The organism is Pseudaeromonas pectinilytica, from assembly GCF_054780855.1.
Window position 1 is genome coordinate 39,792 of the sequence record NZ_BAAGVN010000127.1, and the last position, 15,426, is coordinate 55,217.

Annotated in this window: 12 protein-coding genes, 2 tRNA genes and 1 pseudogene; 7 read left to right on the top strand and 8 right to left on the bottom strand. The window is 57.1% G+C overall.

The genetic code is table 11. From position 1 onward, the window contains the following. Window positions 1–5: 5 nt before the first annotated feature. Window positions 6–1,019: a substrate-binding domain-containing protein gene (locus ACYVG7_RS09400; protein ID WP_460882883.1), complete on the top strand. Its 1,014-nt coding sequence runs from the start codon at window positions 6–8 to the stop codon at window positions 1,017–1,019. Between the two features lie 47 nt (window positions 1,020–1,066). Here the strand turns inward: ACYVG7_RS09400 and glk are convergent, their stop codons facing one another. Next, window positions 1,067–2,038: a glucokinase gene (gene glk / locus ACYVG7_RS09405; RefSeq protein WP_460882896.1), complete on the bottom strand. Its 972-nt coding sequence runs from the start codon at window positions 2,036–2,038 to the stop codon at window positions 1,067–1,069. Between the two features lie 341 nt (window positions 2,039–2,379). Between glk and ACYVG7_RS09410 the strand changes: the two genes are divergently transcribed. Together ACYVG7_RS09410 and pyk are read left to right on the top strand one after the other, a co-directional pair. Further along, the gene (locus ACYVG7_RS09410) at window positions 2,380–3,231 is read left to right on the top strand and encodes a MurR/RpiR family transcriptional regulator (RefSeq protein ID WP_460882884.1); all 852 of its coding nucleotides are present in this window, start codon (window positions 2,380–2,382) and stop codon (window positions 3,229–3,231) included. A gap of 228 nt (window positions 3,232–3,459) precedes the next feature. After that, window positions 3,460–4,899, top strand: coding sequence for a pyruvate kinase (gene pyk / locus ACYVG7_RS09415; protein ID WP_460882885.1), 1,440 nt, complete (start codon window positions 3,460–3,462; stop codon window positions 4,897–4,899). Between the two features lie 240 nt (window positions 4,900–5,139). Here the strand turns inward: pyk and ACYVG7_RS09420 are convergent, their stop codons facing one another. Both ACYVG7_RS09420 and ACYVG7_RS09425 read right to left on the bottom strand, forming a co-directional pair. Next, on the bottom strand, window positions 5,140–7,467 hold the full coding sequence (locus ACYVG7_RS09420; RefSeq protein WP_460882886.1) for an acyl-CoA dehydrogenase: 2,328 nt from the start codon (window positions 7,465–7,467) through the stop codon (window positions 5,140–5,142). Then, on the bottom strand, window positions 7,464–8,129 hold the full coding sequence (locus ACYVG7_RS09425) for a TetR/AcrR family transcriptional regulator (RefSeq protein ID WP_460882887.1): 666 nt from the start codon (window positions 8,127–8,129) through the stop codon (window positions 7,464–7,466). The genes ACYVG7_RS09420 and ACYVG7_RS09425 overlap by 4 nt, the downstream gene beginning before the upstream one ends. A 235-nt stretch (window positions 8,130–8,364) precedes the next feature. On the opposite strand from ACYVG7_RS09425, the pseudogene ACYVG7_RS09430 reads away from it, so the two are divergent. Beyond that, window positions 8,365–8,499: pseudogene (locus ACYVG7_RS09430) on the top strand (DUF2496 domain-containing protein); the annotation flags it as partial. Between the two features lie 213 nt (window positions 8,500–8,712). Here the strand turns inward: ACYVG7_RS09430 and ACYVG7_RS09435 are convergent. Further along, window positions 8,713–8,789, bottom strand: a tRNA-Met gene (locus tag ACYVG7_RS09435). Between ACYVG7_RS09435 and ACYVG7_RS09440 the strand changes: the two genes are divergently transcribed. Beyond that, window positions 8,772–8,960, top strand: a complete 189-nt coding sequence (locus ACYVG7_RS09440; RefSeq protein WP_460882888.1) for a hypothetical protein — start codon at window positions 8,772–8,774, stop codon at window positions 8,958–8,960. The genes ACYVG7_RS09435 and ACYVG7_RS09440 overlap by 18 nt on opposite strands. 151 nt (window positions 8,961–9,111) lie before the next feature. Here ACYVG7_RS09440 and ACYVG7_RS09445 read toward each other — a convergent pair. Beyond that, a tRNA-Met gene (locus tag ACYVG7_RS09445) sits at window positions 9,112–9,188 on the bottom strand. Window positions 9,189–9,359: 171 nt separating this feature from the next. After that, window positions 9,360–11,216 carry an ABC transporter ATP-binding protein gene (locus tag ACYVG7_RS09450; RefSeq protein ID WP_460882889.1) on the bottom strand — a complete coding sequence of 619 codons (1,857 nt, stop codon included), beginning with the start codon at window positions 11,214–11,216 and terminating at the stop codon, window positions 9,360–9,362. A gap of 178 nt (window positions 11,217–11,394) precedes the next feature. Between ACYVG7_RS09450 and ACYVG7_RS09455 the strand changes: the two genes are divergently transcribed. After that, window positions 11,395–13,083, top strand: a complete 1,689-nt coding sequence (locus ACYVG7_RS09455; protein WP_460882890.1) for a SulP family inorganic anion transporter — start codon at window positions 11,395–11,397, stop codon at window positions 13,081–13,083. A gap of 117 nt (window positions 13,084–13,200) precedes the next feature. Here ACYVG7_RS09455 and ppk2 read toward each other — a convergent pair whose 3' ends face one another. Continuing rightward, window positions 13,201–14,046 (bottom strand): polyphosphate kinase 2, encoded by an 846-nt coding sequence (gene ppk2 / locus ACYVG7_RS09460; RefSeq protein ID WP_460882891.1) that lies wholly within the window; start codon window positions 14,044–14,046, stop codon window positions 13,201–13,203. 258 nt (window positions 14,047–14,304) lie between these two features. On the opposite strand from ppk2, the gene ACYVG7_RS09465 reads away from it, so the two are divergent. Continuing rightward, complete coding sequence (locus tag ACYVG7_RS09465) at window positions 14,305–14,967, top strand: Dph6-related ATP pyrophosphatase (RefSeq protein ID WP_460882892.1); 663 nt, start codon at window positions 14,305–14,307, stop codon at window positions 14,965–14,967. A 72-nt stretch (window positions 14,968–15,039) separates the two neighbouring features. On the opposite strand, the gene ACYVG7_RS09470 is transcribed toward ACYVG7_RS09465, so the two are convergent. Continuing rightward, on the bottom strand, window positions 15,040–15,321 hold the full coding sequence (locus ACYVG7_RS09470) for a hypothetical protein (RefSeq protein ID WP_460882893.1): 282 nt from the start codon (window positions 15,319–15,321) through the stop codon (window positions 15,040–15,042). Between the last annotated feature and the right edge of the window lie 105 nt (window positions 15,322–15,426).

Genomic DNA, 15,426 nt, shown 5'->3' on the forward strand with positions numbered 1-15,426 from the left:
TAGAGATGGCAACGATCAAGGAAGTCGCCGAGCGGGCTGGTGTCTCGACTGCGACTGTATCCCACGTCATCAACCAGACGCGCTTTGTCGCACCCAGCACCTGCGAGCGAGTCTGGTTGACCATGCGTGAGCTCAACTATGCCCCTAGCGCCGTGGCACGCAGCCTCAAAGTCCAGACCACCAACAGCATCGGCATGCTGGTCACATCCTCGACCAATCCGTTTTTTGCCGAGGTGGTACGCGGCGTCGAACGCTACTGTTTCAGCCAGGGCTATAACCTGATCCTGTGCAATACCGAAGGCAACGCGCAGACCGCAAGCTCCTATCTGCAGATGTTGATCCGTAAACGCATCGACGGCCTGCTGGTGATGTGTACCGATACCCATGCCGGCCTATTCGAACAGTTACAACTGCAGCAGGATCTGCCCTTGGTGGTCATGGATTGGGGTCCCGCCATGCCACACAGTGATCGCATTCAGGACAACTCTCAACGGGGGGGTTATCTGGCCACCCGACATCTGATTGAGCTAGGGCACCGACAAATTGCCATCATCACGGGTCCGCAAGATAAGCAACCCGCCCTCGAACGGCTGGCCGGTTACCAACAGGCGCTGCTAGAGGCAAAACTGCCTATCGACCAGGCGCTGATCGGCCATGGGGATTTCGATTGTGAGGGGGGATATCAGGCCATGCGCCGGCTCATGCAATCGCCGACGCCTCCCACTGCCGTCTTTGCCTGCAATGATCTGATGGCCATGGGCGCGATCCGCGCTCTGCAGGAGCAAGGGCTCTCGGTGCCCCACGATATATCGGTGATCGGGTATGACAATATCGCCTTTGCCGCCTACCTCAATCCGCCGCTAACCAGCATCAGCCAACCCAAACAGGAGCTGGGCCAATTGGCCGTGCAATCCTTGCTGGAGCGGATCCAGCAACCACAGCTGCCCGCTCGCACCCTGCGCCTGGAGCCGGATCTGGTGCTGCGCAGCTCTACTGCCGCACCCATGTCATCCAGTTGAGCATAAAAAAAGCGCCATGCGGCGCTTTTTTATCCAGGACAACCATCTTACAGCTTGATCCCCAAGCTCTGACGCAGATAAGCACCAGAGCCTAGCAGACCCGGATTGTCATGGGTGATGAGAAACACCGGGATATCCTTGAGGTAGCTCTGGAAACGACCCTTGTCCTCGAAGGCCACGCGGAAACCGGAGGACTTGAAGAACTCCAGGAAGCGCGGAACTATGCCACCAGCGATGTAGACACCGCCGAAGGTTCCCATATTCAGTGCCAAATTACCGCCAAAGCGGCCCATCAGTACACAAAACAGGCTTAAAGCACGACGACAATCGGTGCAGGAATCGGCCAACGCGCGCTCGGTGACATCCTTCGGCTGCAAGGCTTCCGGTGTCCGATCATCGGCCAGCACCAGACCACGGTAGAGGTTAACCAGACCAGGGCCTGACAGCAGACGCTCGGCCGAGACATGACCGACTTCGGCACGCAAGGCATGCAGAACTGCATCTTCTTCTTCGCTGTTGGGAGCAAAATCGACGTGGCCACCTTCCCCTGGCAAGCTCATCCAGCGCTCCCCGGTATTGACCAGATGGGCGACGCCCAGACCGGTACCGGCGCCATAGACGGCGATCGGTTTGCCCGCTTGTGCATCGGCACCGCCAAATTGCAATTTGTCATCCGCAGAGAGCACCGGGATCGCCATGGAGACAGCGGTGAAATCGTTGATGATTTCCAGATGCTTGAGCCCCAGATTGGCTTTCATCTCAGCGATGGAAAACTCCCAGGTGTGGTTGGTCATCGCCACCCAATCACCCTTGATCGGACAGGCAATGGCGATGCAGGCATCTTCGACCTGGGTATTGTGTTCTTGCAGGTAGACCTGGATCACCGCCTCAAGGCTGGGATAATCGAGACCGGAATAGGTTTTGGCTTGAGAAATAGCGCCTGAATCCATGGCACACAGTGCCAGACGCGCATTGGTGCCGCCCACATCCCCAACCAAAGCAAAGCTTGCCATAGAAATCTCCTTGTTGTGTTCTGACTCTTCTGTAATTGATTTTTTATATCCCGGATCGGGTCCGAGTATTTAAGACGCGCAATTTTAACTGCACTGGCCGTTGATAAACAGGGCACGGATCACAGCAAAACGAACAGACGATACAAAATGTCGTAATTTAATTACAAAATAGTGCCCGAGGTCGAAAATCTCTGATAACTTTATTCCTTGTTAGGAAGTTACCAGCCAGACTCGCTGATGAGCTGTGTCAAATCATGCACAATTCAGGCTCAGAATACACAGCCATATCAATCGGTTGTCATAACCAAGCTCTGCCGGGCGGCAGATAAAAATAACGAGATGTCGTCATGAACACGTTGGAAAAAATCACTAAAAATCTGGATAGTTTCAGTAAATCCGAGCGCAAAGTCGCAGAGGTGATCCTGGCAGCACCACAAACTGCCATCCACTCCAGCATCGCTACCCTGGCAAAAATGGCCGACGTCAGTGAGCCAACCGTCAATCGCTTCTGCCGTCGTCTGGATACCAAAGGTTTCCCAGACTTCAAATTGCATTTGGCGCAGAGTCTGGCCAACGGCACCCCCTACGTCAATTTGCACGTCGAAGAAGACGATGGCCCGGACGCCTATACCTCGAAGATCTTCGAATCCACCATTGCTTGCCTGGATGTCGCCAAAAACAGCCTCGACACCAGCATGGTCAACCGCTGCGTCGATCTGCTGACCCAGGCTAAAAAAATCTCCTTTTTCGGTCTCGGTGCCTCCTCCTCTGTGGCCCATGATGCCCTGAACAAGTTCTTTCGCTTCAACATCCCGGTAGTCTGCTTCGATGACATCGTGATGATGCGCATGAGCTGCATCAATAGCAGCGAAGGCGATGTGGTGGTGGTGATCTCCCACACCGGCCGGACCAAGGCGCTGGTCGAAATTGCTCATCTGGCCCGCCTGAATGATGCAACCGTCATTGGCATCACCGCCAAGGATTCGCCACTGGCGCGCGAATGCAATCTGGTGCTGTCGATGGATGTGCCGGAAGATACCGATGTCTATCTGCCGATGGCTTCGCGCATTGCGCAGTTGGCGCTGATCGATGTGCTGGCCACCGGTTTTACCTTGCGGCGCGGCATCAAGTTCCGCGAGAATTTGAAGAAGGTCAAGGAGGGGATCAAGGATTCCCGCTTTGATAATTTGCATAACTAATCACTGCTAAACAGGCCTCCATGCGAGGCCTGTTTTACAAGGCTTGCTATACCGTTGCTCACGCGCATGGTGTAGAATCGTTTTCAAATTACATTTCAATACATTGTGCAGCGTCACTGAAACGCTTTGTAATAGTTGCTACGAGCAACCACACAGTGCACTGAAATGGCGTGCACCTGCACCGCTGGATTCATGAATCGCTATTAACACTTCTCTTTGGAGTCCTAAATGTTAAGAAGAACCAAGATCGTGACCACCATGGGCCCTGCCACCGACCGTCCTGGCGTGCTGGAAGGCATTATCAAGGCTGGCGCCAGCATGGTGCGCATGAACTTCTCCCACGGTACCGCCGAAGATCATATTCTGCGCGCCAAACAGGTCCGCGAACTTGCAGCGAGTCTCGGTAAGCACGTTGCCATTCTGGGCGATCTGCAAGGCCCCAAGATCCGGGTGTCCACCTTCAAAGACGGTAAGATTTTTCTCTCTATCGGTGACAAATTTGTCCTGGACGCCGCACTCGGCAAGGGCGAAGGCGATCAGCATCAAGTGGGTATCGACTACAAAACCCTGCCTCAGGACGTGGTCGCAGGCGACTTGTTATTGCTGGATGATGGCCGCGTACAACTGCTGATCGATCGCGTCGAAGGCACCCGCATCTATACCACTGTGACAGTGGCCGGTCCTTTGTCCAACAACAAGGGCATCAACAAGAAAGGTGGTGGCCTGTCGGCTCCAGCGCTGACCGACAAAGATAAAGAAGATATCAAGACCGCCGCACTGATGGGCGTTGATTATCTGGCTGTATCCTTCCCCCGCTCCGGTGCCGATCTGAACTATGCCCGTGAACTGGCTCGTGAAGCCGGTTGCAACGCGCAAATCGTCGCCAAGGTCGAGCGCGCCGAAACCGTCGCGACCGATGAAGCCATGGAAGACATCATTCTGGCCTCTGATGTGGTGATGGTTGCCCGTGGTGACCTGGGTGTGGAAATCGGTGACTCCGAGCTGATGGGCGTACAGAAGAAACTGATCCGTACCGCGCGTCGTCTCAACCGCGTGGTGATCACTGCGACCCAGATGATGGAGTCCATGATCAAGTCGCCAATGCCGACTCGTGCCGAAGTCATGGACGTAGCGAACGCCGTGCTGGATGGTACCGATGCGGTCATGCTGTCGGCAGAAACTGCCGCCGGTGATTTCCCGATTGAAACCGTCACCGCCATGGCCAGCGTCTGCGTCGGTGCCGAGAAGCATCCGAGCGTCAACGTCTCCAACCACCGCATGAACTACACCTTTACCTCGGTGGAAGAGACCATCGCCATGTCCACCATGTATGCCGCCAACCATATGGCCGGTATCAAGGGGATTGTCGCCATCACCGAGTCCGGCACCACGCCGCAGCTGATGTCCCGTCTGAGCTCCGGTCTGCCGATCTTCGCCCTCTCCCGCCACCAGCAAACCCTGAACTGGGCCAGCCTGTATCGCGGCGTGACGCCCGTGTTCTTCGACGGCGACGAAAGCAAGCCGGTGGTGGATGTGTGCCGAGATGCCCTGGACGTGCTCAAGGGCCTGAGTTACCTGAAATCAGGTGATCTGGTGCTGTTCACTCACGGCGACAAGATTGAAACCACAGGCTCTACCAACACCTGCAAGATCCTCACCGTCGAATAATCGCGACCGTTCTCTTGCACGAAAAAAAGCCAGTCTTGTGACTGGCTTTTTTTATGACTCTGCCTCAGTTACCTGTTGCTTGGAGTAAAAACCTCACATGGGCAAGCCGGAGTCAGGACGAATGCAGAGACGCCATGAATACATCCCTGTAGGCTTGATGACGGCATCCATGCCGTCAACACTCTGCTTTTCGTCCACGACCCCGGCTTCTTGATGGTTTTGCGACCAGTGGCCAGTGGACTACGACTCCCTTGCCCTGTCACAGCCCATCTGCTCCAGCTCGCCGGGTGCAAAACTGTCTACTTGCAAGGCGGCATAGCGTAACCGCTCGGCCTCGCGCAATGCGGTCGCCTCGGCTTCCGAAACCAGCCCCGCCGTTTGAGCCAACGGGATCAGCTCGGCCAACGGCAGCTTAGGAGGTAAAGAGCCTTGTTTTTGTGCGTCATGCAGGCGTTTTTCCAGCGGTTGCACCGCCAGCATGGCTCGAAACGCCAGCTCGACACGACCGATAGGATCTTGCTCCTGCTCTTGCCAGAAACAGAGGGCACTGATGCGATCCCGCAGCGCCGAGGGCTGCATAATGTCCCGGCAGATGGCACTGACGGTACTATCCCGCACCGGACGATAGCGAATGCCGAACGGGAAGATAATCCGCTTGAGCAGCATGCCTGGGACCGTTGGCAGATTGTCGAACACCCCCTGCAACGCCAGTCCCATCAGCCAGAGACTGCGCCGCAGCGCGTAATGCAGATAGGGCAGATCGGCACTCTGGCGCCCTTCATCCTCATAATATTTCAAGGTCGCCGAAGCCATATACAGATGACTCAACACATCGCCGAGGCGGGCGGAGAGCATTTCCCGACGTTTGAGCTCGCCTCCCAATAGCAACATGCTGACATCGGTACAAAGTGCCAACGCCCGGCTCATGCGGGTCAGTTGCCGGTAGTAGCAGGCAGTGGGGCCGCTGACCGGGCTGGATTCAAACTTGCCGAGGCTCAGGCCGGAGAGCAGTCCCTTGCCGACATTGCCCAGTGCAAAGCGAATGTGCTGCGCCAACAAGGCATCGAAGCGTAGCAACCCCTCTTGAGCATCGGCGCAAGCCGCAGCCTCCATCTCCCGATAGACATAGGGGTGGCAGCGGGTTGCTCCCTGACCGAAGATCATCAAGTTCCGGGTCAGGATATTGGCCCCCTCCACCGTGATAGCAATCGGGATACCCATATAGTGGTACCCCAGATAATTATTCGGCCCCAGTTGTACCGCCCGGCCGGCATGGATATCCATGGCATCGTTCAGGATCAACCGCGCCTGCTCGGTCATATGATATTTGGCAATCGCGGTGACAATCCCCGGCCGCTCCCCCAGATCCAGACCTGTGGTGGTCAGCCTTCGTGTCGCTTCAAGCTGGTAGGTTAATCCGGCGATGCGGGCCAGCGCCTCCTGCACCCCTTCAAAGCGGCCGATGGAGAGTCCGAATTGCCGCCGCACATAGGCATAAGCACTGGTGGTCCGGGTTGAAATATGGCCGCACGCCGCCCCCAATGCCGGCAAGGAGATACCCCGCCCCGCGGACAGACACTCCACCAGCATGCGCCAGCCTTTACCCGCATAAGGCCAGCCGCCGATGATCCACTCCAAGGGAATAAAGACGTTATCCCCCCAGGTCGGGCCATTCATAAACACCTGCCCCATGGGGAAGTGGCGGTGCCCGACTTGCACACCGGGATGGGTGGTCGGGATCAGGGCACAGGTGATGCCATACTCGGTAACATCGCCCATCAGATGGTCGGGATCGTAGAGTTTGAACGCCAGACCCAGTACGGTGGCACGCGGTGCCAGCGTGATATAGCGCTTATTCCAACTCAGGCGGATACCAATCACCTCCTCCCCTTGCCACATGCCCTTGCACAGCACGCCCTTGTCGGGGATGGCTCCGGCATCAGAGCCCGCTTCGGGGCCGGTCAGTGCAAAACAGGGAAATTCCTCGCCACGGGCCAGGCGAGGTAACCAGTACTCTTTTTGTTGCGGGGTACCGTAATGGAGCAACAATTCGCCCGGCCCCAGTGAGTTGGGCACCATCACGGTGACCGCCGCACTCAGACTGCGGGTCGCAATACGACTGACGATGGTGGAGTTGGCAAAGTTACTGAAGCCTTTACCACCATACTCCTTGGGAATGATCAGCGCAAAGAAGCCGTGATCCGCCAGATAGCGCCACACCTCGGGCGGTAGATCCCGGTGCTGGTTGATGATGGAAAAATCATTGAGCCTAGCCAGCAGCGGATCCACCACCTCGGCGATGAACTGCGCTTCATCCTCCCGCAACTGTGGTTTGGGAAAACGATGCAAGGCCTGCCAATCCGGTTTGCCGCTGAAGAGTTCCCCATCCCACCAGACGGTGCCCGCCTCCATCGCCTCGCGCTCGGTCGGTGACAGCGGTGGCAACACCCGTTTGAAGAAAGCAAAGAAGGGGGTCGACAGATAACACAGGCGCCAACGAGGTACCGTCAGCAAGAAATAGCCTGCAACGCCAACCCCAAGTACGACCAGTAGCAGTAGTTCGATCATAGCGACCTCTCGTCACAATCGGTGGCAGGACAAGCCAGGGCGTTATCGCCGCTAAATCCCCCAGCCAGAAAAGGGAGTATCCGCTCCAGCAGCAATTCCAAATCCGCCTGTTGACCAAAATCAGCCTGCGCTATCTCGCGCAAAGCATCAAAGGAGGACATCACAAACACGCTGGAGCCCAGTGCGAAGTGCAGACGCCAAAATAAAACCTCCTCACTCAACCCCGGTAGCGCCTGAGCAAACCGACGCTGGATCTGAGCCAGCACAGCACCGTAGCGTTGGGTGATAAAGGTGCGCAGATGCCCCTGCCGATCGATATAGCCGCGACCGAGTAGTTGCATAAAGAGCATGGGCGCATCGGCTTTGACTCGGGCCAGCCCCAGCAAGGGAACCATAAAGGCGCGCAATAATTCGCGGATGGGGGAATCATGATCACAAGGCTGCTGTAGCGCCTGATCCAACTCCGGCATGTAGAGCGCCAGATAGCGATCCAGAACCGCCTGGATCAGTCCGAGTTTGGAGCCAAAATGGTAGTTCACAGCGGCCAGGTTGACCTCGGCCAATTGGGTAATATCGCGCAGGGAGGTCTCGGAGAAGCCGTGCTCGGCAAACAAACGCTCGGCCGCATCGAGAATACGAGTGCAGGTATCGTGGCTGGCCATGCTCACCTCGAATTAAACGTTTGTTTAAAACTAGCGCAAGCCAGGGTGCCGTCAAGTTCATTACTTTTTTGTTTAAATTTTTCCAAAAGCGGTGAACTATTCGGCCAATGCGGGCTCTATATATATGCCACTGCAATTAAACATTGTGTCTTTGCCCAGCCAGCATCATGCTCGCTGGGCTATTTTTTATCTACACGCCAGCTGTGGGACTCAGGATCCATATCGAGAGGGTTTTATGTCGTTACAACAGGCGCCAGCCCATGTGGTCTTGGCGGTCGATTTGATTGAACTGCTAGAGAATAACCGGATCCCGGCTGCTACCGTGCTGGCGGCTCTGCCACTGCTGCAGCAGGATTATCAGCGCAAGCTCGCTCAGGAGCAGGCAACCGACCCCACCGGCACGGACTTGGCGGACCCAAGCCTCAAGCCGGAAGCGTGCGGGCAAACAGAATAAAGGGATCCTGAGCGTCAGGACGAGCGCCGACTAAGATAAGCGCCTAGAAGAGCAACCCCGAGTTGACCCAAGGCGATAAAACGCAGCAACGAAAAAGGCCTGAAACATACGTTTCAGGCCTCTTGAATGTGGTTGCGGGGGCAGGATTTGAACCTACGACCTTCGGGTTATGAGCCCGACGAGCTACCATGCTGCTCCACCCCGCGTCCGATGTGGTGCATCCTAACACGATCTTGAAGCAGGTCAATGGCTTATTGCCCGGCAATGGTTCATTTGCCCAACAAAGCAGCAATGTGCCGAATTCTGCGGCAATAGGCCTCGCCGCCATCCTGGACCAAGTCCAGCAGACTCTATTTATCAACCCGTATATCGGCTAGCCGTGGCAAGTTCCGGCTCGGACAGGTGCCAGTGCGCCCATGGTCAACAGTAGCCGTTACCGTATGGGCAGTCCCGCTTCCGTGCAACGCAGGCCAATAATCCCGCATAGCAAAAAGGCCCGGAACTTTCGTTCCGGGCCTTCTTTCAAACTGGTTGCGGGGGCAGGATTTGAACCTACGACCTTCGGGTTATGAGCCCGACGAGCTACCATGCTGCTCCACCCCGCGTCTGATGCGGCGAATACTAGCAGGATCTGATTTGGCTGCAAGCAGTTATTGCGATGACTCGCACCGTTTGCGCAACAAACCAGCAACTTGCTGGTGATCTCCGCACTTCGCTGACACTTTATCCACATCGCGACACCCCAGCAGCACACATCGCCACCGGGGCACCAGCGGTTATTCACCTTGCTCGTCCGGCTCATCCTCATCGTGGCCGATGAAACCGCCGGTCTGATGGGCCCACAGCTGGGCATAGATACCGCCCAGTGCAATCAGCTCGCTATGACTGCCCTGCTCGACGATCCGCCCCTTGTCCATCACGATCAGGCGGTCCATGGCCGCTATGGTCGAGAGTCGATGGGCAATGGCAATCACGGTCTTGCCGGTCATCAGGGTATCCAGGCTGTGCTGGATAGCGGCCTCGACCTCGGAATCCAGAGCCGAGGTCGCCTCATCCATGATGAGGATCGGCGCATCCTTGAGCAGCACCCGGGCCAGCGCAATCCGTTGACGCTGACCGCCGGAGAGCTTGACCCCGCGCTCACCCACCTGGGCATCAAAGCCGGTACGGCCTTGCGGATCCGACAAGGTGGCGATGAAATCCAGCGCCTCGGCTTTACGGGCCGCCTCGATCAACTCCTCCTCGCTGGCATCCGGCCGCCCATACAGAATGTTCTCTCGCACCGAACGATGCAGCAGGGAGGTATCCTGAGTCACCATGCCGATATGCGCCCGCAAGCTCTCCTGGGAGACCTGGCTGATATCCTGGCCATCGATCAGGATGCGGCCGCTTTCGATGTCATAGAAGCGCAGCAGCAGATTGACCAGCGTCGACTTGCCCGCCCCGGAGCGCCCCACCAGGCCAATTTTTTCACCGGGCCGAATAGTCAGATCCAGATGGTCCAGCACCCCGGAGCCCTTGCCATAGTGGAAGTCCACCTGTTCGAATTTGACCTCACCCTGGACTGGTTTCAGCTCAGCGGCACTGGCACTGTCCTGAACTTCCTGGGGCTTGGAAAGTGTCGCCATACCATCAGCAACAGTGCCGATATTTTCAAACAGCGCGCTGATTTCCCACATGATCCATTGCGCCATGCCGTTCAGACGCAATGCCAGACTGATGGCAATGGCGATAGCACCGATGCTGATGGCATTTTGCATCCACAGCCACACCGACAAGGCCGCGACCGCAAACGCCAGCAGATAGTTGAGCATCTGCACACTGACGCTGATCCCGGTCGCCAGACGCATCTGCTGGTAGACGGTATCCATAAACTCCTGCATCCCTTGCTGGGCATACTCCGCTTCACGGCGGGTATGAGAGAAGAGTTTGACGGTCTGAATATTGGTATAGCTGTCAACAATACGACCGGTCATCATGGAGCGCGACTCGGCCTGAGCGGTAGAGACCCTTTTCAGCTTGGGCACAAAGTAGTACTGGATGCCGATATAGATCACCAGCCAGGCCAACATGGGCAGCATCATGCGCCAGTCCGATTGCGCCACCATCACCACCATGGAGGTGAAATAGACCAGCACATAGACCAGCACATCCAGCAACTTCATCACGGTTTCCCGCACCGCCAGCGAGGTCTGCATCACCTTGGTGGCGATGCGACCGGCGAAATCATTGCTATAGAAGGAGATGCTCTGCTTGAGCAGATAGCGGTGTGCCAGCCAGCGGATCACCATGGGGTAATTCCCCAATAGCGTCTGATGTACCAGCAAGGAGTGGAGTAACACCAGCAGCGGCAGGCCAACCAGCATCAAGAGGGTCATCCACAACAGACGCATCCCCTCTTCGGCAAATAGCGTCTGCGGGTTATGGGCCACCAACCAGTCAACCAGCTGGCCCAAAAATCCGAACAGGGAGACTTCCGCGATGGCAATCAGGGCGGTCAGCCCCGACATCAACAACAAGTAGACTTCCATGCCCTTGGTATAGTGGCGACAGAAGGCAAACAGGGTTCCGGGGGGCTGGGTTGGCTCCTCGGCAGGGAATGGCCGGATAAGCCGTTCAAAAAAAGACAACATGTAAAGATTCCTTACCACATTCGTTCGCCGGTAATGACAAGCGACTCGCATCACACTTTAGCGAAGGATCACTCGGAAAACGAGCTTTGACTCGATATCTCGCTGATTTCATCGGCAGCGCTCCAACCCCGGCATTGGACTATTCTCAACACACCATCCTCTCCATTCGGAGCACACCATGAACAGCAGCAAGGCCCAGACACCTTCGGGCCATAACCCCAAAACGGCAGATCTGGTGGCGGGTCTCACCGCTTCGGCCGTGGTCCTGCCCAAAGCCATGGCCTACGCCACGGTCGCGGGTCTGCCGGTCGCGGTCGGTCTCTATACCGCCTTCATCCCCATGCTGCTATATGCCTTGCTCGGTGGCTCGCGGGTGTTGAGCGTCAGCTCCACCAGTACCTTGGCGATCCTGGCTGGCACCGAGCTGGGGCTGGTGGTACCGAACGGCGATCCGCAACTGCTGATCACCGCGACCGCGACGCTCACCGTGCTGGTCGGCCTGATCCTGGTGGCCGCCTCCTTCTTGCGGTTGGGATTTGTCGCCAACTTTATCTCCCTGCCGGTCCTCACCGGCTTCAAGACCGGGATCGGCTTAGTGATAGTGCTGGATCAGCTACCCAAGCTGTTGGGCGTGCATATCGACAAGCAAAATTTCTTCCACGATCTGTGGCAATTGGGGCTCGCCCTACCCGCGACTTCGGGTTTGACCCTGCTGATGGCGGTGGTGACGCTGGTGATCCTGGTCGGCATGGATAGGCTCTGGCCCCACTCCCCGGCGCCGCTGGTCGCCGTAGCGGTCGGCATCGCGGCTTCCTGGTGGTTTGCCCTGCAGCCACTCGGCGTCTCTACCGTAGGGCTCATCCCCCAAGGTTTGCCGTCCTTAAGCCTGCCCAGTGTGGATCTGGTGGTGCAATTACTGCCTGGTGCCTTGGGGATTGCCCTGATGAGCTTCACCGAAACCATAGCTGCTGGACGTGCCTTTGCCCGCGCCGATGAGCCCACGATCAATGCCAACCGGGAACTGCTGGCCACCGGCGCCGGTAATATCGGTGGTGCGCTGCTTGGCGCCATGCCGGCCGGTGGTGGCACCTCGCAAACGGCAGTGGTCCGCGCCACCGGCGGCATGAGTCAACGCGCCTCCCTGGTCACCGCACTGGTGGCGCTGGCCACCATGTGGTGGTTGGCCCCCTTGTTGGGCCTGTTACCGAATGCCACCCTGGCCACCGTGGTCATCGTCTACTCGGTCAGCCTGATCCAGCCTGCGGAATTCAAGGCCATCCGCAGCATCCGCACCATGGAGTTTCGCTGGGCCCTGATCGCCTGTTGTGGCGTGCTGCTGCTGGGGACGTTGCAGGGCATAGTGGTCGCCATCATCATCTCGCTGCTAGGTCTGGCCAGCCAGACCGCCCACCCCGAGGTCTATGTGATCGGCCGCAAACCCGGAGCCGATGTATTACGCCCACTCTCGGCCGAGCACCCCAATGATGAAACCCTCGACGGCCTGTTGATCCTGCGGCCTGAAGGGCGTCTGTTCTTTATCAATGCCCAGCATGTAGCCAGTAAAATGCGCGAACTGATGCAGCACTATCAACCGCAGGTCATCCTGCTGGATATGAGCCGGGTACCCGATATGGAATATTCGGCATTGCAGATGTTGATCGAAGGGGAGCAGCGTCTACGGCAGCAAGGATTGGAGTTATGGCTCGCGGGTCTGAGCCCCCATGTTCTGGAAACCGTGCGCCATAGCGGACTCGCCCAGACTCTGGGCCCGGAGCGACTGCTCTTCAATACCCGTGTAGCGATTGCCCAGTATCAACAACAAGGACGAGCAAGCGCCGCCACAAGCGATCCCGAACCGAACGCGTGAACGGCGCTCGCCACTCTTTATACCCGTGTCGATATCATGAACAGGGCGGCAACCCGAAGGTTGCCGCCCTGTATTGTCAATGACGCGGCCGAGGTTCCGCGAGCGAAGGGGGCGGTTTCAATATTTTTCCGCGATATACCGGAAGGGATAATCCATCGCCTTGTAGCGGCCAATTTTGCGCTTGGGTAATTTCACATGCTCGGTGGGGACGGACTCATAGGGAATATGCGCCAGCAGATGGGAGATCACATTCAGGCGTACCCGTTTCTTATCTTCCGAACGCGCCACAAACCAGGGCGCCCAAGCGGTATCACTGGCGGCGAACATGGCGTCCCGGGCTTCGGTATAGTCATCCCAGCGGTTGTAGGATTTGATATCCATCGGTGAAAGTTTCCAGATCTTGCGGCCATCATCAATCCGATCCCGCAGCCGCTTCTCCTGCTCTTCCGGGCTCACCTCCAACCAGTATTTCAGCAAGATAATGCCCGACTCGACCAGCGCCCGCTCCACCAGCGGCACCCCCTGCAAGAATTTGGTGCTCTGCTCGGGGGTACAAAAACCCATCACCCGCTCGACACCCGCCCGGTTGTACCAGCTGCGATCGAAGATCACGATCTCGCCCGCTGCCGGCATATGCTTGATATAGCGTTGGAAGTAGAGCTGGCTCTTCTCCCGCTCCGTGGGCGCGGGCAAGGCGATGATGCGAAACACCCGTGGGCTGACGCGTTCGGTGATCGCCTTGATGGTGCCACCTTTGCCTGCCCCGTCACGCCCTTCGAACACGATGCAGACCTTGAGCCCCTGATGGACCACCCATTGCTGCAACTTCACCAGCTCTTCATGCAGATGCCGTAGTTCCTGTTCATAGGCGCGATTGCTCATGGCTTTGCGGCCATCTTCCGGTATGACAGCGTCAGCGCTATTGGCTTTTTTGGATTTAGATTTGGATTTGGATTTACTCATGTTGTGCTCCTGTGGCAGCTCCGGTTGCAACACCATGACGTCAAAACATGGCCAGTGCTTCAGGTATAGCAGCCCGAGGTCTGGGTTTCAGCAGCAGCACATAAACTCTCCCCAGACACCTTGATCTATTTCACTTTCTGGCCAAAATGCTGGCGGCCGCCCATTTCCAATACTTGGCGGCGAGTTCACCCTCTCCCTGCGCGGCAGAACCCGCTAGCATGAGATCGGCCGGATAACTGGCCCATACGGAGCACATCTATGTCCCCCATCCCCACCGTGGTCAGCTGGTCTTCCGGCAAAGACTCGGCACTGAGCCTGCTGCGCCTGCGTGAAGACCCGCGCTATCAGGTCGTCGGCCTCTATACCACCCATGTCGATGAGGGAGTGCCGTTTCAACACACCCCCTTGCCCGTGGTGCAGGCACAAGCCGATCAGCTGGGACTGCCGCTGGTCACGATCCCGCTGCCGGACGTGTTTCCGCCCAATCCGGTCTACCAGTCCTGTGTGGTGGAGGGCCTGGCCAGCAGTGGTCTACTCATCGAAGCGGTGGCGTTCGGGGATATGTTCCATAACGGCATTGCCGACTATCGTCGCAGTTACATCGAGCCCGCTGGGTGGACCAGCGTCTTTCCCCTGCTGGGCATTTCGACCTGGGCGTTGGCTCACGAGATCATTCTGCGCGGGATCCAGACCCGGATCGCCACCGTGGATACCAGTCAGCTGGATGGCCGCTTTTGCGGCCGTTACTACTCCGCAGAACTACTGGCCGAGTTGCCCACTCATGTAGACCCATGCGGCGAAAATGGCGAATTCCATACCCTGGTCACCGATATGCCGGGTTTTAGCTCACCGCTGAATCTGCGACTGGCGGATGTGGATAGCACTGGGCGGTTTCATTTCCAGCGCTATCAGCTGCTTTAGGAACCCGCCCAAATCAATCAGCCCGGTATACACCGGGCTGAATAGGCAACCTCATAAGCTCGATGTGCGAGCTTACTTCTGCTTCTTGGGCTTGGACTTGTCGTGGCCCTGTCCCGGATTATTGTCACCCTGTACGCTGCGATTGGATTTACTACTGGCCTCGCCGCAGCCATCACTCTTGATCGTCAATTCACCGATTTTTATGCTGCTGCAATCGTTGCGATGCTTCTCCTTCCATTTATTCACTTCCTGCTCATCCTGAGTATTGATGCGGATCCCGTTCGAATCGATCGAGATCTCCGCCCAAGTCGGCATCGCCAACAACATCGCAAACAGACAAATCACTGCCTTCATTGTGGACTCCTATGGTTCTTCTTTTACGGCGCTGTTCCCTTTACGTGTTGTTGACTATTTTCACCCCACCCGATAACCAGGATTTTGCACTGTTGGGCTCTTGGT

What these genes read in the sequence shown, in the direction of transcription:
- ACYVG7_RS09400 (WP_460882883.1), top strand. Translation starts at nt 6, where the DNA reads ATGGCAACGATCAAGGAAGTCGCCGAGCGGGCTGGTGTCTCGACTGCG.
- ACYVG7_RS09410 (WP_460882884.1), top strand. Translation starts at nt 2,380, where the DNA reads ATGAACACGTTGGAAAAAATCACTAAAAATCTGGATAGTTTCAGTAAA.
- pyk (WP_460882885.1), top strand. Translation starts at nt 3,460, where the DNA reads ATGTTAAGAAGAACCAAGATCGTGACCACCATGGGCCCTGCCACCGAC.
- ACYVG7_RS09420 (WP_460882886.1), bottom strand. Translation starts at nt 7,467, where the DNA reads ATGATCGAACTACTGCTACTGGTCGTACTTGGGGTTGGCGTTGCAGGC.
- ACYVG7_RS09425 (WP_460882887.1), bottom strand. Translation starts at nt 8,129, where the DNA reads ATGGCCAGCCACGATACCTGCACTCGTATTCTCGATGCGGCCGAGCGT.
- ACYVG7_RS09440 (WP_460882888.1), top strand. Translation starts at nt 8,772, where the DNA reads ATGCTGCTCCACCCCGCGTCCGATGTGGTGCATCCTAACACGATCTTG.
- ACYVG7_RS09450 (WP_460882889.1), bottom strand. Translation starts at nt 11,216, where the DNA reads ATGTTGTCTTTTTTTGAACGGCTTATCCGGCCATTCCCTGCCGAGGAG.
- ACYVG7_RS09455 (WP_460882890.1), top strand. Translation starts at nt 11,395, where the DNA reads ATGAACAGCAGCAAGGCCCAGACACCTTCGGGCCATAACCCCAAAACG.
- ppk2 (WP_460882891.1), bottom strand. Translation starts at nt 14,046, where the DNA reads ATGAGTAAATCCAAATCCAAATCTAAATCCAAAAAAGCCAATAGCGCT.
- ACYVG7_RS09465 (WP_460882892.1), top strand. Translation starts at nt 14,305, where the DNA reads ATGTCCCCCATCCCCACCGTGGTCAGCTGGTCTTCCGGCAAAGACTCG.
- ACYVG7_RS09470 (WP_460882893.1), bottom strand. Translation starts at nt 15,321, where the DNA reads ATGAAGGCAGTGATTTGTCTGTTTGCGATGTTGTTGGCGATGCCGACT.